The organism is Zhihengliuella flava (genome assembly GCF_015751895.1).
GTDB lineage: Bacteria > Actinomycetota > Actinomycetes > Actinomycetales > Micrococcaceae > Zhihengliuella > Zhihengliuella flava.
Genome location: NZ_JADOTZ010000001.1, coordinates 2,757,406 through 2,778,427, shown reverse-complemented (window position 1 = coordinate 2,778,427; position 21,022 = coordinate 2,757,406). Strand labels below are relative to the sequence as shown.

16 protein-coding genes and 1 tRNA gene are annotated in these 21,022 nt (G+C 65.3%); 2 read left to right on the top strand and 15 right to left on the bottom strand.

Annotated features, from left to right (window positions below):
- Positions 1-32: 32 nt before the first annotated feature.
- From polA to IW252_RS12710, 3 genes are all read right to left on the bottom strand, one after another.
- Positions 33-2,657 (bottom strand): DNA polymerase I, encoded by a 2,625-nt coding sequence (gene polA / locus IW252_RS12720; RefSeq protein WP_196837270.1) that lies wholly within the window; start codon positions 2,655-2,657, stop codon positions 33-35.
- Positions 2,658-2,793: 136 nt separating this feature from the next.
- Complete coding sequence (locus IW252_RS12715) at positions 2,794-3,357, bottom strand: dihydrofolate reductase family protein (protein ID WP_196836896.1); 564 nt, start codon at positions 3,355-3,357, stop codon at positions 2,794-2,796.
- A 145-nt stretch (positions 3,358-3,502) separates the two neighbouring features.
- Positions 3,503-3,584: transfer RNA gene (locus IW252_RS12710), tRNA-Leu, on the bottom strand.
- A gap of 132 nt (positions 3,585-3,716) precedes the next feature.
- On the opposite strand from IW252_RS12710, the gene IW252_RS12705 reads away from it, so the two are divergent.
- A complete protein-coding gene (locus tag IW252_RS12705; RefSeq protein ID WP_196836895.1) occupies positions 3,717-4,319 on the top strand; it encodes an ANTAR domain-containing response regulator in 603 nt (200 codons plus the stop codon).
- 132 nt (positions 4,320-4,451) lie between these two features.
- On the opposite strand, the gene pyk is transcribed toward IW252_RS12705, so the two are convergent.
- The 11 genes from pyk to hisI all read right to left on the bottom strand — a co-directional run bounded on the left by pyk (position 4,452) and on the right by hisI (position 19,415).
- Entirely contained in the window at positions 4,452-5,996 is a 1,545-nt protein-coding gene (pyk, locus tag IW252_RS12700; RefSeq protein WP_196836894.1) for a pyruvate kinase, read from the bottom strand.
- Positions 5,997-6,064: 68 nt separating this feature from the next.
- Positions 6,065-7,522 (bottom strand): glutamate synthase subunit beta, encoded by a 1,458-nt coding sequence (locus IW252_RS12695; protein ID WP_196836893.1) that lies wholly within the window; start codon positions 7,520-7,522, stop codon positions 6,065-6,067.
- On the bottom strand, positions 7,515-12,128 hold the full coding sequence (gene gltB, locus IW252_RS12690; RefSeq protein ID WP_196836892.1) for a glutamate synthase large subunit: 4,614 nt from the start codon (positions 12,126-12,128) through the stop codon (positions 7,515-7,517). The genes IW252_RS12695 and gltB overlap by 8 nt, the downstream gene beginning before the upstream one ends.
- Positions 12,129-12,458: 330 nt before the next feature.
- Complete coding sequence (gene lgt / locus IW252_RS12685) at positions 12,459-13,493, bottom strand: prolipoprotein diacylglyceryl transferase (protein WP_196836891.1); 1,035 nt, start codon at positions 13,491-13,493, stop codon at positions 12,459-12,461.
- Positions 13,490-14,311 (bottom strand): tryptophan synthase subunit alpha, encoded by an 822-nt coding sequence (trpA, locus tag IW252_RS12680; protein ID WP_196836890.1) that lies wholly within the window; start codon positions 14,309-14,311, stop codon positions 13,490-13,492. The genes lgt and trpA overlap by 4 nt, the downstream gene beginning before the upstream one ends.
- Positions 14,308-15,600, bottom strand: a complete 1,293-nt coding sequence (gene trpB / locus IW252_RS12675; protein WP_196836889.1) for a tryptophan synthase subunit beta — start codon at positions 15,598-15,600, stop codon at positions 14,308-14,310. The genes trpA and trpB overlap by 4 nt, the downstream gene beginning before the upstream one ends.
- 53 nt (positions 15,601-15,653) lie before the next feature.
- Positions 15,654-16,481 carry an indole-3-glycerol phosphate synthase TrpC gene (gene trpC, locus IW252_RS12670; protein ID WP_196836888.1) on the bottom strand — a complete coding sequence of 276 codons (828 nt, stop codon included), beginning with the start codon at positions 16,479-16,481 and terminating at the stop codon, positions 15,654-15,656.
- 2 nt (positions 16,482-16,483) lie between these two features.
- Entirely contained in the window at positions 16,484-16,747 is a 264-nt protein-coding gene (locus IW252_RS12665; protein WP_196836887.1) for an HGxxPAAW family protein, read from the bottom strand.
- A 108-nt stretch (positions 16,748-16,855) separates the two neighbouring features.
- On the bottom strand, positions 16,856-17,443 hold the full coding sequence (locus IW252_RS12660) for a Trp biosynthesis-associated membrane protein (RefSeq protein ID WP_196836886.1): 588 nt from the start codon (positions 17,441-17,443) through the stop codon (positions 16,856-16,858).
- Positions 17,443-19,008 (bottom strand): anthranilate synthase component I, encoded by a 1,566-nt coding sequence (locus IW252_RS12655; RefSeq protein WP_196836885.1) that lies wholly within the window; start codon positions 19,006-19,008, stop codon positions 17,443-17,445. Before IW252_RS12655 ends, IW252_RS12660 begins: the two co-directional genes overlap by 1 nt.
- Positions 19,008-19,415 (bottom strand): phosphoribosyl-AMP cyclohydrolase, encoded by a 408-nt coding sequence (hisI, locus tag IW252_RS12650; RefSeq protein ID WP_196836884.1) that lies wholly within the window; start codon positions 19,413-19,415, stop codon positions 19,008-19,010. The genes IW252_RS12655 and hisI overlap by 1 nt, the downstream gene beginning before the upstream one ends.
- Before the next feature lie 169 nt (positions 19,416-19,584).
- Between hisI and IW252_RS12645 the strand changes: the two genes are divergently transcribed.
- Positions 19,585-20,226, top strand: a complete 642-nt coding sequence (locus IW252_RS12645; RefSeq protein ID WP_196836883.1) for a TIGR03085 family metal-binding protein — start codon at positions 19,585-19,587, stop codon at positions 20,224-20,226.
- Positions 20,227-20,257: 31 nt separating this feature from the next.
- On the opposite strand, the gene IW252_RS12640 is transcribed toward IW252_RS12645, so the two are convergent.
- Complete coding sequence (locus IW252_RS12640) at positions 20,258-21,004, bottom strand: GNAT family N-acetyltransferase (protein ID WP_196836882.1); 747 nt, start codon at positions 21,002-21,004, stop codon at positions 20,258-20,260.
- Between the last annotated feature and the right edge of the window lie 18 nt (positions 21,005-21,022).

Here is a 21,022-nt window from a genome sequence, read left to right as displayed (position 1 = left end):
AGTTCCTCCTCGGAGCTGAGACTCGTCGTTGATTAGTGTTCGGCATCGTGCCAGCTGCGCCCGATGCCGACCTGAACATCGAGGGGGACGGCCAGCTCGGCGGCGTGGGCCATCCGTTCCCGCACCAGCGCCTCCACCTGGTCCAGCTCGCCCTCAGCAACTTCGAACACCAGCTCGTCGTGGACCTGCAACAGCATGCGGGTGGAGAGCCCGGCTTCCTGAAGGCCAGCATCAACGCCGAGCATGGCGCGCTTGATGATGTCGGCAGCCGAGCCTTGGATGGGCGCATTCAGAGCAGCGCGTTCGGCCATCTCGCGCAGTTGGCGGTTGTCGCTCGTCAGGTCCGGCAGGTAACGACGGCGGCCCTCGATCGTCGACGTGAAGCCGTCTTGCCGCGCTTGAGTCACCACGCCACGCAGGTAATCGCGCACGGCGCCGAAACGAGAGAAGTAGTCCTTCATCAACCCGCGCGCCTCGTCAACGGAGATCTTCAGCTGCTTGGACAGGCCAAAGGAGCTAAGCCCGTACGCCAGGCCGTACGACATGGCCTTCACCTTGGACCGCATCTCGGACGTGACGTCCTCGGGCGCGACGTCAAACACATGGGAGCCAACAAACCGGTGCAGGTCCTCACCGTCACGGTAGGCCTGAATCAGGCCCTCATCCCCGGAGAGGTGGGCCATGATGCGCATCTCGATCTGGGAATAGTCGGCCGTGAGCAGGGTCTCGTAGCCCTCGCCCACCACAAACACATCGCGAATTCGCCGGCCCTCCTCGCTGCGGATCGGGATGTTCTGCAGATTGGGGTTGAGAGAGGACAGTCGCCCGGTGGCGGCGACCGTCTGCGCGTAGGTGGTATGGATCCGGCCGTCGTCGGCCACGGTCTTTCGCAGACCCTCGACCGTCTGGCGCAGCTTGGTCGCATCACGATAGGCCATGAGCGCCACGAGGAACGGGTGCTGCGTCTTGACGAGCAGCTCCTGCAGGGAATCGGCGTCTGTGGTGTAGCCCGTCTTGATCTTCTTCGTCTTCGGTAGCTCCAGCTCATCGAAGAGGACGCCCTGCAACTGCTTCGGCGAGCTGAGATTCACCTCGTGCCCAATGGCGTCATACGCCTCCTGGGTGGCGGCGTCGATGGTCTTCGAAAAGTCGCCGATCAGCTCGTCGAGCCGTTCCGTGTCGATCGCGATGCCGGTATTCTCCATGCGCGCCAAGATCACGGCCAGCGGTAATTCCATCTCGGCCAAGAGCCGCGAGGCCCCCCGCTCCAGCACCTGACCGGCCAGATGGTGCGAGAGCAAGCGCACCACGTATGCTGCACGCACAGCAGGCTGAGCCGCATCCTGCTCGTCCAGCCCCAGTTCCAATTGGCCGCTCTCTCCCTCGGCCTCGAGGGTCAGTCGCAGGTGGTACTGCGCAATGTCCCCGAGCTCGTGACTCCGGCGGTCCGGCTGGATCAGATACGCGGAGATCATCGTGTCATCGACCACCCCGGCGAGGCCTAAGCCACGCTCCTTCAACAGCTTGAAAGCCCGCTTGAAATCGTGCACCGCCTTGGCGCTACCGGCATCCGCCAGCACCGTGGCGAGGGCCTCCTCCAGATGTTGATCTGCCTGTTCGACGTTGACATAGGCGGTGGCGCCTTCGGCGGCGAACCCGACGCCGACGACGTCGTCCGGGGCACCAGTCACGGGCACTGTCGCCAGATGCAGACCGAAGGTCTGCCCGGCCCGCTCGGCGAACCACGTTCTCAGCGCCTCCTCGGTCTCGAGCAGTTCCAGCGGGGGCATGGGCTCTTCCTCGACGGGCTGTTCCTCTTCCCCGAACAGATCGAAGAGGCGCTTACGCAGCGTGTTGAACTGCAAGGCATCGAAGAGCTCCTCAACAGCGTCCCGATGCGGGTGGGACAGCACCAGCGCCTCGAACGTGACCGGCAAGTCCAGATCCGTCAGCAATCGGTTAAGGCGCCGATTGCGTTTGACGTCCTCGACGTGAGCCCGCAAGGAATCGCCCACTTTGCCCTTGATGGCATCAATGTTCTCGAGAATGCCCGCCAAGTCGCCGTAGAGGTTGAGCCACTTGGCCGCCGTCTTCGGCCCCACCCCGGGGACGCCGGGGAGGTTGTCCGCGGTCTCACCCACCAGCGCGGCCAGATCCGAGTAGCGCTCCGGCCGCACGAAGTACTTGGCCTCCACGGCCTCCGCATCCATCGGCGGGATATCGGAAACGCCCTTCTTGGGGTAGAGCACTCGGGTCGTTTCATTAATGAGCTGGAAGGCATCCCGATCCCCCGAGACCACCAGCACCTCGGCGCCCGCCTCCTGCCCGCGGGCGGCCAGCGTGGCGATGATGTCATCCGCCTCATACCCATCCAGGCTGAGGTGCGGAATGTTCATGGCCTCCATGACCTTCTGGATCAGGTCAATCTGGCCGTGGAACTCCTCGGGAGTTTTACTCCGGCCGGCCTTGTAGTCCTCATACTCTTCCGAGCGGAACGTGGGCGTATCGAGATCGAACGCGACGGCAACGTGTGTCGGGTCATGGTCAGCGATCATGCGGATCAGCATGGACACGAAGCCGTACACCGCGTTGGTGTGCTGGCCGGTGTCCGTCGCGAAATTCTCCGCCGGCAGGGCATAGAACGCTCGGAAGGCCATCGAGTGACCGTCGATCACGAGGAGCCGCTGCGGCTCATCGTTGTTGGCATTGGCTGGGGACTTTTCTGCTGCGCTGCTCACCCACCCAGCCTACGCGAAGCGCCTCACAGGTGGGCACGCCCGCGGTCAGCGCGGCTCACTCCCCCGGGTCCGCGGCGGGCGGGGCGACGACGTCGTACGTGTCCTCGACGACGCCGTCCGCGAAGGACCTCCGCTGGGTGAGCATCAACCGAACCTCACCGCGCGTGGCGAACAAGCGGCGCCCGCCACCGAGCACCACCGGCACGGTCGTGAGAATCAGCTCATCGAGGCATCCGGCCTCCACTAACTGACCAGCCAGCGAACCACCGCCGAGGACCCACACGTCCCGCTCGCCGGCGGCCTCGCGAATGTCCGGAACCCATTCGGCGGGCTCGCCGCGCACGAAGGTGATGTCAGCCTCCGGCACGCCGGGCAGCTCGCGGTGCGTGAAGACCCAAGCGGGCAGATGGCCATACGGCCACTCGTGGGGGCTGTGGCGCACTAACCACGTGTACGTGTCCGCCCCCATGACGACGGCTCCTACTTGGTCCATGAACGCACCGATGGCCTCTTCGATCCCCTCGGTCGAATCAAACGCGGTCAGCCAGTCCAGCGATTCCTGCTCATCAGCGATATACCCATCAACAGAAGCAGCAACGTAGTAGCGAAAGCGGGTCATCACCTCAGCCTAGAACACGATGGCCTCTGGTGGAACGAGGGACGGGGCGGGCTCGGCGAGGACGACGTGCGTACCCGAGCGGGGCAGCTTCGCCCGCCCACAAAAAAGCCTGCTTCCCTTGCGTTGCAAGAGAAGCAGGCTGTAGTGCCCGAAGTGGGACTCGAACCCACACGGTTTTACCCGCCGCATTTTGAGTGCGGTGCGTCTGCCAATTCCGCCATTCGGGCACGGCAATGCGCTGTCAAGCTGTGGAAGCTTCCCACGCGTTGGTGCGGAAATCTACTGTACATGCCGATAGGCTTGTCTGCAGAATCAACGCCGTGAACGTCGAGCCCGCAGGGGCATTCAGGAGGACCACTATGTCTGAAACGCCAACCGAAGAGTCGGCGGTACCCGCGCGCCGGGTCGTCGTCGCCGAGGACGAGACTCTTATTCGTCTGGACATCGTCGAGATCCTGCGTGGCGAGGGATACGACGTCGTTGCGGAAGCCGACAATGGCGAAAAGGCCATCGAACTGGCCCGTGAACACCGCCCGGACTTGATTTTGATGGACGTCAAGATGCCGGTCATGGACGGCATCACGGCCGCTGAGGCCATCGTTAAGGAGCGGATCGCCCCCGTCGTACTGCTCACGGCCTTCAGCCAGAAGGAGCTCGTCGAGCGCGCGCGTGAAGCCGGCGCGATGGCCTACGTCGTCAAGCCGTTTACCCCCTCCGAGCTCATCCCCGCGATTGAGCTCGCCGCGGCCCGCCACGACGAGATCATCGCGCTGGAGAAGGAAGTGGGCAGCCTCCAAGAGCAATTTGAAACGCGTAAGCTCGTCGAGCGCGCCAAGAGTGTGCTCACCACCAAGATGGGCCTGACGGAGCCCGAGGCCTTCCGCTGGATCCAGAAAACCTCGATGGATCGCCGCCTGAGCATGCGCGAGGTCGCCGAAACGATCCTGGCGCAGGTCAAGTAGCCTTCCCTGCTCGTCCACGCACAGCAAGGCCCACCGGAGCGCTCCGGTGGGCCTTGCGCGTTAAACGGACCGGTGGGCGGACTCATCGTGAGCCCGCCCACCGGAGGCAGGTGCAGTGATCCCTCGGCGGCGCTATTTGCCGCGTGCCTCGGATTCTCCCCGCATGTAGGAGACGAGGTCGTCCAAAGCCTCTTCACGCGTGCGCCAGGGGCCGACCTTTTCGCGCTGCGGCGGCTCGTGGCCATCAAGCAACTCCCCCGCATCCGCGACGTCGCCGACGCGGTGTACACGCAACGAGTTGGTCGAGCCCGCGGTTCCGGGAGGCGAACCGGCCGCAATGCAGACCAGGTCGCCGACCTCGGCGATGCCATCCTGCTGGAGCGCCTTATCCACCTGCGCGGTCATCTTGTCCGTGTGATCCGCGTACTCGACGAGGCGCGGCTGGATCCCCCAGTACAGGGACATGATGCTGAAGGTGTGGTTCAGCGGCGTAAAAGCCAAGATCGGCTGCTTGGGGCGCAGACGCGAGAGGCGGCGCGCCGAATCGCCCGACTGAGTGAAGGCCACGATGAACTTGGCATCGAGCTGATCAGCGACCTCAACGGCGGCACGGGTGATGGCGCCTCCGCGGGTGCGCGGGCGAGTGCCCAGTGGCGGGATGCGGCGCAGGCCGTGCTCCTCAGTATTCGCGATGATGCGGGACATGGTCTCGACGGCCGCGATGGGGTACGCACCGACGCTCGTCTCACCCGAGAGCATGACGGCATCTGCGCCATCGAGCACAGCGTTGGCACAGTCCGAGGCCTCGGCACGGGTCGGCATCGGGCTCTCGATCATGGACTCGAGGACCTGGGTCGCCACAATGACCGGCTTGGCCCAGCGTCGAGCCAGCTCGATGGCGCGCTTTTGCACGAGCGGGACTTCCTCGATGGGAAGCTCCACACCCAAGTCGCCACGGGCCACCATGATCGCATCGAAGGCGTCGATGATTTCCTCGAGGCTATCGACTGCCTGCGGCTTCTCGATTTTGGCGATGACCGGCAGGCGCCGGCCTTCCTCGTCCATGATCGAGTGCACCCGGTCGATATCCGCTGCGTTGCGCACGAAGGACAGGGCCACCATGTCAACGCCGGCACGAATCGCCCAGCGCAGGTCTTCCTCGTCTTTGTCACTGAGGGCGGGGACGTTCACGGCCACACCGGGAAGATTGATTCCCTTGTTGTTCGACACTTCGCCGCCGACGAGCACCTCGGTCACGACCTTGACGTCGTCGACCTCGGTGGCGCGCAGCACCACGCGCCCATCGTTGACGAGCAGGCGATCGCCCACCTTCACGTCACCCGGTAGGCCCTTGAAGGTGGTCGAGCAGATCTCGCGGGTGCCCTCGATGTCCTCCACGGTGATCGTGAAGACATCGCCCACGGCGAGGTGATGGGGGCCATCGCTGAACCGGCCGAGGCGGATCTTGGGCCCCTGCAAGTCAGCGAAGATGCCCACCGGGCGGCTCAGCTCCGCAGCGGCCTGGCGCACGTTAGCGAGGTTTTCAGCGTGCGTGGAGTGGTCCCCGTGACTCATGTTGAGTCGGGCGACATCCATACCCGCTTGCAGGATCTGCACCACCTTGTCGTAGGTGCTGATTGCGGGACCAAAAGTTGCCACAATTTTTGCGCGTCGCATACGTCGACTAACCGCCTCTTCTCAGTCGTTCGCGACCGGAACCGTCCGCGGTGGCGCGGAAAGCCCGATCAGAGCATTGAAATGGCGCGATCCGTCGGTGCCACGGGGGCAGGCAGTCGGGTCTCGCCCATCAGGTACTTGTCCACCGCTGCAGCACAGGCGCGCCCTTCAGCGATGGCCCACACGATCAGCGACTGCCCGCGGCCAGCATCACCGGCTGCGAACACGCCAGGCGTGTTGGTCATGTAGTAACCGTCACGGGCGACGTTGCCCCGGTCATCAAACTCGATGCCCGCTTGCTGCTGCAAGCCGGCTGGCTCGGGCCCAGTAAAGCCCAGCGCCAAGAGCACGAGATCGGCTTTGATCGTACGCTCGGTACCCGCCTTAGGGAGGCGTTTACCATCGACAAACTCAGTTTCGGCGACGGTGACTCCAGTCACACGACCACCCTCGCCGACAAACTCTACCGTAGACGCAAGGTAGGTGCGTTCGCCACCCTCCTCGTGTGCCGATTGCACCTCAAAGAGGGTCGGCATCATCGGCCACGGCTGATGCCCCGGCCGGTCCTCCGGCGGCTGATTGCCGATCGCCAGCGTCGTGACGGACGCCGCCTGGTGCCGGTGCGCCGTCCCGATGCAGTCGGCGCCCGTGTCGCCGCCGCCGAGGATGACCACGTGCTTATCCTTGGCATGGATCTGATCTGGAACCTGCGCACCTGCGACGACGCGATTGGACTCCGTCAGGTACTCCATGGCGAAGTGCACACCGTCAAGCTCTCGGCCCGGGATGGGCAAATCGCGGGGCACCGTGGACCCGGTGGTCACCACGACGGCGTCGTACCGGCGGCGCAGCTGTTCCCACGAGATGTCTTTGCCGACCTCCACGTTGGTGCGGAACCGAGTCCCCTCAGCACGCATCTGGTCCAGCCGGCGTTCCAGCACCGACTTTTCCATCTTGAAGTCCGGAATGCCATACCGCAGGAGACCACCCACGGCGTCGTCGCGCTCGTACACCGCCACGGTGTGACCCGCTCGCGTGAGCTGCTGCGCGACGGCGAGACCCGCCGGGCCCGAACCGACGACGGCGACCGTCTGGTCCGTGTGGCGCTGTGGAAGCATCGGCTCGACGTTGTCGTCCTCGAAGGCCTGCTCGGCGATTTCAGCTTCCATCTGCTTGATGGTCACAGCGGGCTGGTTGATCCCCAGCACACAGGAGGACTCGCAGGGAGCGGGGCACAACTTACCCGTGAATTCCGGGAAGTTGTTGGTGGCGTGCAGGCGCTCGGACGCCTCCGCCATGTCGCCGCGGTAGACCAGATCGTTCCACTCCGGAATGAGATTACCGAGCGGGCAGCCTTGGTGGCAGAACGGAATTCCGCAGTCCATACAGCGGGAGGCCTGGTCGTGGAGCGTGCCAGCTTGCTGGCGCTCGTAGACCTCTTTCCAGTCCATGATGCGCACCGGAACGGGCCGGCGGGGTTGGGTCTGGCGTTCGCGTACCTTCAGAAATCCACGGGGATCAGCCACGGGTAGCCTCCAAAATCCGATTCCAGACGACGTCGCCGTCCGGGTCAAGTCCTTCCGCCACCGCGGTGGCGCGAGTTTCGAGTACCGCCTCAAACGTCCGCGGCATGATCTGGGTGATCCGAGCAAGGGTGTCTTGGAAGTCGACGAGCAGCTTGGCCGCCAACGTGGAACCCGTTTCCTCGGCATGACGCACCAGCAGGTTGCGGACGGTTTCCGCCTCCTCGGTGGGCACAGAGCGCAGAATCAAGTCTTGATTCGCGGCCGCATCCTTATTGATCTTGTGCGGATCAAGGTCGAGCACGTAGGCCACGCCACCGGACATGCCGGCACCGAAGTTTCGGCCCGTCGGGCCAAGAATCAGCGCGACGCCGCCAGTCATGTACTCACACCCGTGGTCACCAATGCCCTCGACGACGGCCGTGACACCCGAGTTGCGCACGAGGAATCGCTCGCCCACCGCACCACGCAACAGGATTTCGCCGCTCGTGGCGCCGTAGCCGATCACGTTGCCCGCAATGACGTTATTCTCCGCGACGAAGCCCGCCTCACGATCCGGGCGCACGATGATCCGGCCGCCGGAGAGACCCTTGCCGACGTAGTCGTTGGAGTCGCCCAACAAACGCAGGGTGATTCCCGCCGGCATGAACGCACCGAGCGACTGCCCCGCGTGGCCGGTCAGCGTGACATCAATGGTGTCCGTCGCGAGCTCTTCAGTACCGAAGGTCTTCGTGACCGTATGGCCAAGCATGGTGCCCACGGAGCGATCCGTGTTGATGACGTCGAGACTGATGCGCACGGGCTGCTTGTTGTCCAAGGCGTCCGCGCTGAGCTCGATGAGCTGGTTGTCGAAGTGCTTGTCGAGCTCGTGGTTCTGCCCCTGCATGTTCCGCACCGGCGACGTCAGGTCCTCGTAGGTCTCGAAGATCGGGCTGAGATCTAGGCCCTCCGTCTTCCAATGCTCGATGGCCTGGTGCTTCTGCAGCAGCTCAGCGTGCCCGATGGCCTCGTCGAGGCTGCGGAAGCCGAGTTCAGCCAGAATCTCGCGGACCTCTTCGGCCAGGAACTCGAAGAAGTTCACCACGTGATCCGCCTGACCGGTGTACCGCTTGCGCAGCTCCGGATTCTGGGTGGCCACGCCCACGGGGCAGGTATCGAGGTGGCAGACGCGCATCATGATGCAGCCGGAGACCACCAGCGGCGCGGTGGCAAAGCCATACTCCTCCGCACCCAGCAGGGCTGCGATGACGACGTCGCGCCCCGTCTTGAGCTGACCATCAACCTGCACCACGACTCGATCACGCAAGTTGTTCAGGCGCAGCGTCTGATGCGCCTCGGCCAATCCGAGCTCCCACGGAGCACCGGCGTGCTTGAGGGAGTTCAGCGGTGAGGCGCCGGTACCGCCGTCGTGGCCGGAGATCAGCACGACGTCGGCCTTGGCCTTGGTCACGCCGGCCGCCACCGTGCCCACGCCGACCTCGGAGACGAGCTTGACGTGCACGCGAGCGGACGGGTTGGAACGCTTCGCATCGTAGATCAGCTGCGCCAAATCCTCGATCGAGTAAATATCGTGGTGCGGCGGCGGCGACACGAGCGGGACGCCCGGGGTCGAGTGGCGCGTGCGTGCGACCCACGGGTACACCTTCTGCCCCATGAGCTGACCGCCCTCGCCGGGCTTGGCCCCCTGAGCCATCTTGATCTGAATGTCGTCGGCGTTGGTCAGGTACTGGCTGGTGACGCCGAACCGCCCGGAGGCGATCTGCTTGACCGCACTGCGACGCTCGGGGTCGAACAACCGATCGACGTCCTCGCCGCCCTCACCGGTGTTGGACTTGCCGCCCAGCCGGTTCATCGCGATGGCCAGCGTCTCGTGGGCCTCCTTGGAGATGGAACCGTAGCTCATAGCTCCCGTGGAGAATCGCTTGACGATCGCGGAGATCGGCTCCACCTCGTCAAGCGGCACCGGCGTCCGCTCGGTGAAATCGAAGTCCAGCAGACCGCGGAGGGTCATCAGCTCGCGAGCCTGATCGTCCACCCCGCGGGTGTAGGACTTGAAGATGTCGTACCGGCGCTCGCGCGTGGCGTGCTGGAGCCGGAACACCGTCTCCGGATTGAACAGGTGCGGCGGACCCTCGCGGCGCCACTGGTACTCGCCACCGACGTCGAGTCGCCGGTGCGGTTCCTGATTGCCGTCGTTGGGGTACGCGGCAGCGTGACGCTGGGCCGCCTCCGCGGCAATCACCTCCAGACCCACACCGCTCATCTGCGAGTGCGTTCCGGTGAAGTAAGCGTCCACGAACTGCTGGGACAGGCCCAAAGCCTCGAACGTCTGCGCACCGCAGTAGGAGGAGACCGTGGAGATACCCATCTTGGACATGATCTTCAACACGCCCTTGCCGAGCGCCTTGATCAGGTTCGAATGCGCCGCCTCAGGGGCCACCTCACCCAGTTCACCGTGGCTAGCCATCTCCTCGACGGTTTCGAGCGCCAAGTAGGGGTTGATCGCGGAGGCGCCGTAGCCGATGAGCACCGCAATATGGTGCACCTCGCGCACGTCTCCCGCCTCGACAATCAGTGAGGCCCGCGTGCGGTTAGCGCTCTTGAGCAAGTGGTGGTGGACGGCACTCGTCAGCAGCAGCGACGGGATGGGCGCCCACTGAGCGTTCGAGTCGCGGTCGGAGAGCACCACGTACTTCACGCCGCGGTTGATCGCCGCAGAGACCTTCTCACAAATCTCCTGCAGGCGCGCCTTGAGCTCCTCGGCACCGCCCGCTGGGCGATAGAGGCCGCGGACCTTGAGGGCAGACTTGGCTCCATCCTCGCCTCGGATGTTGGCAATCTTCGCCAGCTCATCGTTGGTGATCACCGGAAAGTCGAGGGCAATTTGGGGCTCGCGCACCTGTTCCAGCGAGAGCAGGTTGCCGTCCGGGCCGATCGAGGACTTCATGCTGGTGACGAGTTCCTCGCGGATGGCGTCCAGCGGCGGGTTGGTGACCTGTGCGAAAGACTGCGAGAAGTAGTCGAACAATAGGCGCGGGCGCTTGGCCAGCACGGCGATTGGGGTGTCGGAGCCCATCGCACCCAGCGGCTCGGCCCCGTTCTTCGCCATGGGGTTCAGCAGGATCCGCAGCTCTTCTTCGGTGTAGCCAAAGGTCTTCTGGCGCAGCTGAATCGAGGCGGTGTTGTGCACGACGTGTTCGCGCTCAGGGAGGTCTGCCAGGTTGACGAGGTTTTGGGTGACCCATTCTCCCCACGGCTCGGCCTGAGCCACCTGGTTCTTGATCTCCTCATCGGAGATGATGCGGCCTTCTTCGGTGTCAACCAAGAACATCTTGCCGGGCGAGACCCGGCCCTTGGACACGATGGACTGCTGATCGAGTTCCACGACACCGACCTCGGAGGCCAGCACCACGAGCCCGTCGTCGGTGACCCAGTAGCGGGCTGGGCGCAGGCCGTTGCGGTCCAAGACAGCGCCCACCTGCTTGCCGTCGGTGAAAGAGACGGCGGCGGGGCCGTCCCATGGCTCCATGAGCATGGAGTGGTACTCGTAAAAGGCGCGGCGTGCCGGGTCCATCGTCTCGTGGTTCTCCCAGGCCTCCGGAACCATCATCATCACGGCGTGGGTGATGGGGCGGCCGGAGAGCATGAGCAGCTCAGCGACCTCATCGAACGACGCCGAATCTGATGCGCCCGGTGTGCAGATCGGGAAGAGTTCCTCGGGGACCTCTCCCAGCACGTCACCGGCGAGCTGCGACTGGCGAGCGCGCATCCAGTTGCGGTTGCCCTTGACCGTATTGATCTCACCGTTGTGGGCAATGGTGCGGAACGGCTGGGCCAGCGGCCAGGACGGAAACGTGTTCGTGGAGAAGCGCGAGTGGACAATGCCGAGCTTGGTCTTGAAGCGCTCGTCGGACAGATCCGGGAAGAAGGGCTCCAGCTGGGCCGTCGTGAGCATGCCCTTGTACACGATGGTCTTCGAGGAGAAAGAGGGGAAGTAGACGCCATGCTTATTTTGGGCACGCTTGCGCAACCGGAAGGCGCGGGCGTCCAGGGAATTCAGGCCTTCCTCCGCCAGTTCGGCGACCGGCGCCACGAACAACTGCATGAACTTGGGCATGCAGGCCCGGGCCGCCTCGCCAATGATGGAATCCTCAATCGGCACTTCGCGCCAGCCGAGGACCGTCAGGTGCTCGAGTGCAGCGAGCTCCTCGAGCCCAGAGCGGGCCGCCGCCTCCTCCTCGGGCACGTCGGGCAGGAACGCCGTGCCGACGGCGTAACCACCGGCAGCAGGCAACTCAAAATCGACCACGGAACGAAAAAACTCGTCTGGAACCTGCGTCAGCAGACCGGCACCATCGCCGGTGCCCTCGTCGGCACCGACGGCACCGCGGTGCTCAAGGTTGCGCAGCGCGGTCAGAGCGTGGTCAACGATGTCGTGGCTCGGCTCGCCGCGCATCGACGCGATGACGGCGAGGCCGCAGGCATCCTTCTCGGCCTCTGGCGTGTAGGCGCCGCGGGCTTCGGGAATCTGCGCAAATCGCGTGAAAGGCGACACGGCAACCTCGGCCTCGTGCTCGAGGCCCACGTGAGGGGTTCCTGTCAGAGTCATACTGTCCTTTCTCCGGTACGAGAGCGCGCACCACGAACCAGAGGCGCTAGGTGCGAAAAGGGGACGGCGTTGGCCCGGGTGGATCGAGGAGCGGCCCCGTGGGCCACCAGATTCCGATTCCAGAGTGGTCCAGGACCAAACTTGGTATCACGTCTCCTAAGGGTTGAGGAGAACCACGTCCTTGTGGGACCAGACCATCGCGAAATCACTGTGGTCTCGCGTGCCGGCTAAACGGCGTAGATCACGAGGTGTTGTCTTTCGTGATCGCTACACATGAGTATGGCGAGATTAGCACCGGCGCGGGGCACCTCCCCAGACGGTGCCCGATTTTTACGCGCCGGTTTCAGTCCCATCACGTTTTGCGCGATCATGCGGGGCGCTCTCCGTCTCAGCGTGAGCAGAGCGCCGTCCCTTCGAGGCGGTTGAGGCCGAATCATCGCTAGTCACGGCGGATTCGGCGGCGTCCGCCGACCCTTCCTCACCCTCGTCCGCAGGGCGGCGACCCGGAAGATACACGCCGTCCTCGACCGCACCACGGGACGTGATGACAGTCACGATGAAGGCCGCGGCGGCCACCAGCAACAACAGGACGCTGGTCCACACGTTGAGGCGCTGGGTCAGGCCGAAGATGGTGATCATTTCGGCATCATCGATGCGGAGCATCTCGATCCAGACGCGGCCCAAGGTGTAGACGAAGATGTAGAGCCACATCATGGCCCCGCGGCGGAACTTAAAGCGCCGGTCCAGTGCCAAGAGCACGACGACGCCGAGGAGGTTCCAGATCATCTCATAGAGAAAGGTGGGATGGAACAGCGTGTCCGCCGGCAATCCAGCCGGAAAATTGGGGCTGGTGGCATCGACCTCGAGGCCCCACGGCAAGGTGGTAGGGCCGCCGAAGAGTTCCTGATTAAACCAGTTGCCCAGACGTCCAATCGCCTGCGCTAACAGGACGCCGGGGGCGGCGGCGTCCGCGAACGCGGAGAGCTTCACTCCGTAGCGCCGGCAGGCAATCCAGGCGCCGACGAGGCCGAGGGCCACCGCGCCCCAAATTCCCAGTCCTCCACGCCAAATTTGCCACGTAAGAGACAGGTCGCCGGTTCCGTCGAACCCTGGCCCGAAGTAGGCGTCGGGTGAGGAAAAAATGTGGTACAGGCGCCCGCCGATGATCCCGAAGGGGATCGCCCAAATGCAAATATCCCAGACCACGCCCTCGGGCCCGCCCTTGGCGCGCCAGCGACGGTTGGTCAGCCACATCGCCACGACAATGCCAGCCAAGATGCAGAGCGCGTACGCGTGAATGGTCAGCGGGCCGAGGCTGAAACTCGAAAACTCCGCGGGAGGACTCGGGATCGATGCGAGGTTCATGCTGCCGCCTCCGTCCGGCCGCTCAAGCGCGCGGTCAGCTCGCCGACCGCTGCGACGCCGCCGTCACGCAGTGCGGCCACGAGGGCCGTCCCTACGATGACGCCATCGGCGTAGCTTCCGATCTCCTCAACGTGCTGCCGCTGAGATACGCCCAGCCCCACACACGCGCGCTCGGCACCGGCGGCATGGGCGGCCTCGACCACGCCACGCGCCGTCGTCGCCACGGACGTGCGGGCGCCGGTGACGCCCATGATGGACACGCAGTAGACAAAGCCCCGGCTCGCGGCGACAGCCTCGGCCATGCGTTGCGGCGTCGAACTTGGGGCGACGAGGAAGACGCGGTCTAAGCCGTATTCGTCGGAAGCAGATATCCATTCGGAGGCCTCATCGGGAATGAGATCCGGGGTGATGAGTCCGGCACCGCCAGCCTCAGCGAGGCGGCGTGAGAATTCCGTCACGCCGAGGCGCAGTACAGGGTTCCAGTACGTCATGACCAGAACGGCCGCTGAGCAGCGCTCGGTGATGCCGCGGACGACGTCGAAAATCTGGCTGACCTTGAAGCCGTTCGCCAGGGCCTCGACCGTCGCGGCCTGAATGACGTGCCCGTCCATCACCGGGTCTGAATACGGGATGCCCAGCTCGATGACGTCGGCACCGTTCTCCGCCATCGCCACGGCGGCGTCGATCGTCGACTGCACGTCGGGATACCCGGCAGGAAGATAGCAGATCAAGGCCTTGCGCCCCTCGGCTCGCGCGGCGTCAATCGCCGCAGCCGTCTTGCTGGTGATCGGGCTGGCCCCGGTCGAAGTCGTCGTCATGCGCCCTGTCCTTCGGCGTCGAGGTAGTTGAACCATTCAGCGGCGGTGCCGACGTCCTTGTCGCCGCGACCGGAAAGGTTCGCGATAATGACGACGTCGCGCGGATCGGCACCGGCTTCTACCTTGCGGCGACCCACCTTGAGGGCGCCGGCCAAGGCGTGGGAAGACTCGATCGCGGGGATGATGCCCTCGGTGCGGCATAGGAGCTTGAAAGCGTCCATCGCCTCGGCGTCCGTAATCGGCTCGTAGGTTGCCCGGCCGATGCTGTGCAGATACGAATGTTCGGGGCCCACCCCGGGGTAATCCAATCCTGCGGAAATCGAATGGGACTCGATGGTTTGGCCGTCTTCGTCCTGCATGAGGTAGCTTTTCGCCCCGTGCAGCACGCCCGGCCGCCCCAGGGTGATGGTCGCGGCATGCCGGGGAGTGTCCACGCCGTCGCCGCCGGCTTCGAACCCGTACAACTCCACCTCGCGGTCGTCGAGGAACCCGTGAAAAATACCAATGGCATTGGACCCGCCGCCGATGCACGCGCACACAGCATCCGGCAGTCGACCCACTTGCTCCAGAATCTGCTCCCGCGCCTCGTCGCCAATGACTTGGTGGAAGTAGCGCACGAGCGCCGGGAAGGGGTGCGCACCGGCCGCCGTCCCCAGGAGGTAGTGCGTGGTTTCGACATTGGTGACCCAGTCTCGCAGGGCCTCGTTGATCGCGTCCTTCAGCGTTTGAGAGCCAGCCTCGACGGGAACGACCTCCGCCCCCAGCAGCCGCATCCGGGCCACGTTGAGCGCCTGACGACGCGTATCCTCCGCACCCATATAGACCACGCATTCGAGACCCAACAATGCGGCCGCGGTCGCTGAGGCGACCCCGTGTTGGCCAGCGCCCGTCTCGGCGATGATGCGGGTCTTGCCCATGCGCTTTGCGAGGAGGGCCTGCCCGAGGACATTGTTGATCTTGTGGCTGCCGGTGTGGTTCAGGTCCTCACGTTTGAGGAAAATCCGCGCCCCGCCGGCGTGCTCGCTAAAGCGCTGGGCCTCCGTCAACAGGGAGGGACGGCCAGAGTAACTGCGATTAAGCTCGATGACCTCCGCCGTGAACTGGGGGTCCCGCTTGGCCTGTTCGAAGGTCTCCGTCAGCTCGTCGAGCGCGGCGATCAGTGATTCAGGCATCCACCGCCCGCCGAACTCCCCGAAGTACGGGCCCGGCGCATCGCGCAAGCTGTGGTCATGACTCAGAAAGGCCTCGGCGGGCCCACCTGTTGGTTGCTGGTGCGCGGAATCGCTCACGGTTCTGCCTGCCTTCCGAAGACGGGGTCGATGGGCTGGTTCTGCGCTCGTCGCTAACGGCGAGCGGGCTTGGCGGCGCTGCCCGCGCTGACAAACGCGGCGACGGTGTCGCGTGGCATGGCGTCTTTCACGAGGGCCTCACCGACGAGAATGGCGTCGGCGCCTTGAGTAGCAAAGTCGACGACGTCCTCTACTGAACGCACGCCAGACTCGGCCACGATGACGACGTCGGAGGGAATGCGGCTGGCCAGCCGGGCAAACGTCCCACGGTCGACGTCCAAGGTTTTTAGGTTACGCACGTTGACGCCGATGATGGTGGCTCCGATCGCCACGGCGCGGTCGATCTCTTCTTCAGTGTGGGCCTCAACGAGGGCTTCCATCCCCAACTCGCGGGCCACGGCGAGCATGCGACGCAGGTCCTCGTCGCTCAACGCGGCCACAATGAGCAGGATGAGGTCGGCTCCGTGCGCGCGGGCCTCGAAGATTTGGTAATCCTCGACCATGAAGTCCTTGCGCAGCAAGGGGACGTCGACGGCGGAACGCACGGCGTCGAAGTCTTCCAGCGAGCCGCCGAATCGGCGCTGTTCGGTGAGCACGGAAATGACCGAGGCTCCCCCGTCCGCGTACCGGCGCGCCAGCTCGGCCGGGGCGGGAATCTCCGCGAGGGCACCCTTCGAGGGGCTCTTCCGCTTGACCTCCGAGATGACGTGCAAGCGAGTATCCCGCTGCACGTCACCGGTCACGCCGCCGAGCGCGGCCCACGCGTTGCGTGCCGGGGCAGCGGCTCGCGCGGCGGCCTGAATGTCCGCATCTGGGACGGCTACCCGACGCGCCGCGAGGTCTTCGCGGACTCCCCCGATGATGTCGTCAAGAACGCTCACGATCAGTGGGAAGGCTTGGACTTAGCGCCGCCAACGCCGAACCCGGCCTTCTTCAGGATCCAGCCAAGGATCAGGCCGGCAACGATGATGACGACACCGGCGGCGAGGACGGGCATGTTCGCGATCGTGAAGCCAACGCAGCCCACGGCAAAACCGAGGAGCATAACGCCCACCATGGACCACGCAGCAACGCTGTTGCCGTGGCCCGGCTGCTCCGAGTGCATGGGGTCGACGGCGTGACTGGACTGATCAGCGGCGTTCGCCATAATCGCTGTACTCCTTGTGAAGGTGGTGGGCTTTTCGCCCGGTTGTAGAACTACTGCCATTCTGCCACTGATCGGGCCCAAGTGCGTCCTCGGTGACCGTGCGCGGCGTCAGCGGGTGGGGTCGTCGCCGCGGCTGAGCTGATCCCATCCGTCGATCTCGTCCAGGGGCTGCTCGGTCGCCTCGCTCGAGGGCTCCGCCGACGCACTGCCTGCGGTGGCCGACGCCGTCGTATATCGCCGAGAGACTCGCCACCGCCGGGAGGCGACCAGCACCGCAAGACCGGCCAAGGCCACCCAAACTCCGGCCGCCATGGCAACCCACGGCCAGACCGCGACGACGTAGTCCGCATCGATCTGTGCCGTGCCCGCGGCCTCACCCACCAGCGTGGCCGCGGCGGATTCCGGGCTGGCCATCACGCCCCACGAGGCACCGGCGATGCCGACTCCAGCCAGCAGGATGAGTGCCCCGATGATGTATCGAGTGATCCGCCCGGCGATCGACAGGCTGACGCTGGCAGCGAGTGCGACAACGGCCAGCGCAGAAACGCTGGTGGCGGCGTCTGCGCCGGGGACGACGACGGGCGCCTGAATGATGGCCTGCGGCCCGGGGACAACCTCGATCCAGGTGCGAGTCACCGCTAGCAGGGCCACGAGAGCGCCGGCCAGGGCGGCGAAAACGGCGGTTCGACGTGACATTAGGAATCGATCTTTCCGTGCTCGTACGCCGTCATGCTTCCGGCGGCCCACACGGCGCGCAACGGCGCGGCGGACTTATTCACGGTTTCCAGCGCCTCCGCGTCAATCTGAGAATCGTTGACAATTCCGCCGCCGGCCTGCACGTAAGCGACGCCGTCCTTGATCAGCGCAGAGCGAATAGCGATCGCCATGTCCATGTCTCCGGCGAAGTCCAAGTAGCCCACCACGCCGCCATAAACCCCGCGGCGGTGCGGCTCGAGCTCATCGAGTAGTTGCAGTGCGCGCGGCTTGGGGGCGCCCGAGAGGGTGCCCGCCGGGAACGTAGCCGCCAGCACGTCATACGCCGTAGCGTCCTCGCGGAGCCGGCCGACGACGTTGCTCACTAGGTGCATGATGTGACTGAATCGCTCCACTTCCATGAACTGGGTGACGTCCACCGTCCCTGCGTGGCACACCTTGGACAGGTCGTTGCGCGACAGGTCAACGAGCATGAGGTGCTCGGCCCGCTCCTTCTCGTCCGCAAGCAAGTCCTTCTCGTGCAGCGCGTCCTCTTCCTGCGTCGCCCCGCGCGGGCGCGATCCCGCGATGGGGTGCGTGACGACGTCCCGATCATCAACCGTCACCAGCGCCTCGGGAGACGAACCGACAATGGAGTAGGTCCCCCCGTCGTCGTCCGCCATCGTGTAGAGGTACATGTACGGGCTGGGGTTGGTCGTGCGCAGCACACGGTAGACGTCGAGCGGGTCAGCATCCGTGGCGAGTTCGAAGCGACGCGAGACGACGACTTGGAAGACTTCGCCGTCCACAATGGCTTCCTGGCCCCGCTCAATGGCGGCGCGATAGTCGCCTTCGGCCCAGCTGTGGGTCACAGTACGCATGAGCTGGTCCGCGTCGACGTCCGCCCCCGTGAACGTCGCCGTACGCGTGGGCGTTGGCGTGTTGAGGGCCTCCAACATGCGCTCCACGCGATGCACGGCAGCACCGTACGCCTCGTCGACCCCGCTGTCGGCGCCGTCGTGATTGATGGCGTTGGCAATCAGGGTCACGGTGGAATCGGTGTTGTCGTGCACGGCCATATCGCCGACCAGGTTCATGGCCAGCTCCGGCAGGTGCAGGTCATCGACCGGTGGATTCGGGAGCTTTTCCCAGTGCCTGACGCAATCCCAACCCACGAATCCGACCATCCCGCTCGTCAGGGGCGGCATGCCCTCCAGCGGTTCCGTGCGCAAGGCCGCGACGGTCTCGCGCAGGACATCAACGGCGAGCCCCTCGGTGGGCAGACCCACCGGCACCTCGCCGCGCCAGCAGGCTTGCCCGTCGCGCGCCGTCAGCGTTGCCGGGGAATCCACGCCGATAAAGGAGTGCCGACTCCACACGCCGCCAGCCGCGGCGGATTCCATGAGGAAGGTCCCCGCGCGCCCTGCAGCGAGGCGTTCATAAATCGAAATGGGGGTCAGACTATCGGCCAGGACCTTCAGCGTCACGGGGATCACCCGGCGCCCACGAGCGAGCTCCCGGAACTCCTCACGGGTGGGGCTGAGCACCCCCAAGCGTTGCGTGGCCACTACTGTTCCCCCTCGTGCCCGACGACGGCGCGCAGCTCACGTCCCGTAAAGCACGTGCGCGTTCCCGTATGGCAGGCTGCACCCACCTGGTCGACCTGCACGAGCAGGGCGTCGCCGTCGCAATCTGTGCTGACCGAGCGCACCCACTGCCGGTGACCCGAGGTGTCCCCCTTGCGCCAATATTCGCCGCGGGAGCGGGACCAAAACGTGACGCGGCCCGTGGTGAGGGTCCGCCGGAGGGCCTCCTCGTCCATCCAGCCCAGCATGAGTACCTCGCCGGAGTCATGCTGCTGGATGATGGCGGCCACCAGCCCGTCGGCGTCTTTTTTCAGACGCTCGGCCACGGCTGGATCAAGGAGGCTGCTGCCCGGCTCGGCAGCGGTGGGGGTATTTTCTGGACTCGACATCGCCCCACAGTCTAGCTGCCGCCGCGTCGGGGCCGAGACCCCGTGACCTGGCGCCCGGCGCCCGGCGCCCCCACGGCGAAGCCGCCTCGAGCTCAACGTCGTTCAAATCGTTACTGAAACGACCGCCGAGAGCGCCCAGATTCGCGGCGAACGTGTTAGCTTCAGAGTGATGAGATTCGTTCCCCCGTCACGCGAAATGCTTGCCGAGACTTTGATGGCCGCTGGCCCCTCGGCTGAAACGCTGTGCGACGGATGGGAATGCCGGCACCTAGCCGCACATCTGGTGTTGCGCGAACACCACGTTCTCGCCGCGGGGATCGCTGGCGGACCCCTCGAACGCCCCATGCAGCGCCAGCTGACGAAGTTGGCGGACGAGGCCCGTTCCTTGCCCGGATATGCGCGCCTCGTGAAGCGCTTCGCCGAGGGCCCCAGTAAACTCTCGCCGCTGGCCATCGGTCCCGTGGAACGCGCGGCCAATCTCACCGAATTCTTTGTCCACACGGAAGACGTCCGTCGCGCGCATGACACGTGGGCCCCGCGCGTCTTGGACCTAGCCTACTCGGAGCGCCTCTGGTCCGCCCTGACGCGCGCGTCACATCTGCTGTTCCGTCAGGCGGGGGTCGGCGTCATCCTCGTGCGGCCGGACGGCACCCGCCATGTGGCACGCAAGGGCGCCGATTCCGTCGCGATCACCGGTGAGGCCCCGGAGCTAGTGATGTACGCCTTTGGGCGGCGGGACCACGCTCTCGTGACCTTCGAGGGCAGCGACGCGGCGATCGCCCAGCTCACAGCAGCGCACTCCTCCCACTAGCCGCACTCGGCGCCGGAGGGCCGCCCGCGCCTTATGCCTCGACGGCTAGGGAGCGGTAGTAGTACGACGACGCCGTGGTAAAGCCGAGCTCATGGTAGAGCTGAATGGCCCCGACGTTGGACTCGCGGACCTGGAGCCACAATCCCGCGAGGCGCCGGTGGGCTGCCTCAGCGAGAACAGCCGTCATGATCCGCCGCGAGTAGCCGCGGCGCCGTGCTTCGGGGCGGGTCAGGACACAGTAGATTCCACCGAACGTGGCCGACTCGCCGTCGTCGTCGGTGTCGACGAGAGCCAGCCGGGCAATGGACTCGGTCCGCCCTGCCACGCGCAAGGAAAAGTACAGGGCCGGAACCCCCGTCAGAATCAGCCGGGAGACGCGCTGATCCTCGCTCGCCGGGGGACCTTCCTGAGCCCAAAACAGGTCCAGCCACTCCTCGTCTGGCGCCGCGGCCACCACGACGTCGGGCACGGTAGCCGTCGGTGCGGCGGGGACATCGCTGCCGTGAAGGATCTGCACCAGAGTCGGCGACCCGACGCCGTAGCCGCGTTCGGCGAGAATGTGGTCAAGGTCGCTCGGCTGGGCGGCCTCGTTGAGCTGGAATGCGGGCCTGATCCAACGCGCGGAGTGACGTTCCTCCACCTCGGTGATCGCCGCGTGGACATCGGCGGGCGCTTGCAAGGGCAGCACCGAGTTGGCCCGCTGGGTGACGCCACCGGAGAACCGCAGCCTCCAGCCGGCGATCTCCCCGCGTTCCACCGCGGGCCAGCCCGCGTCCATCAGCCGATTCAGAAAGTG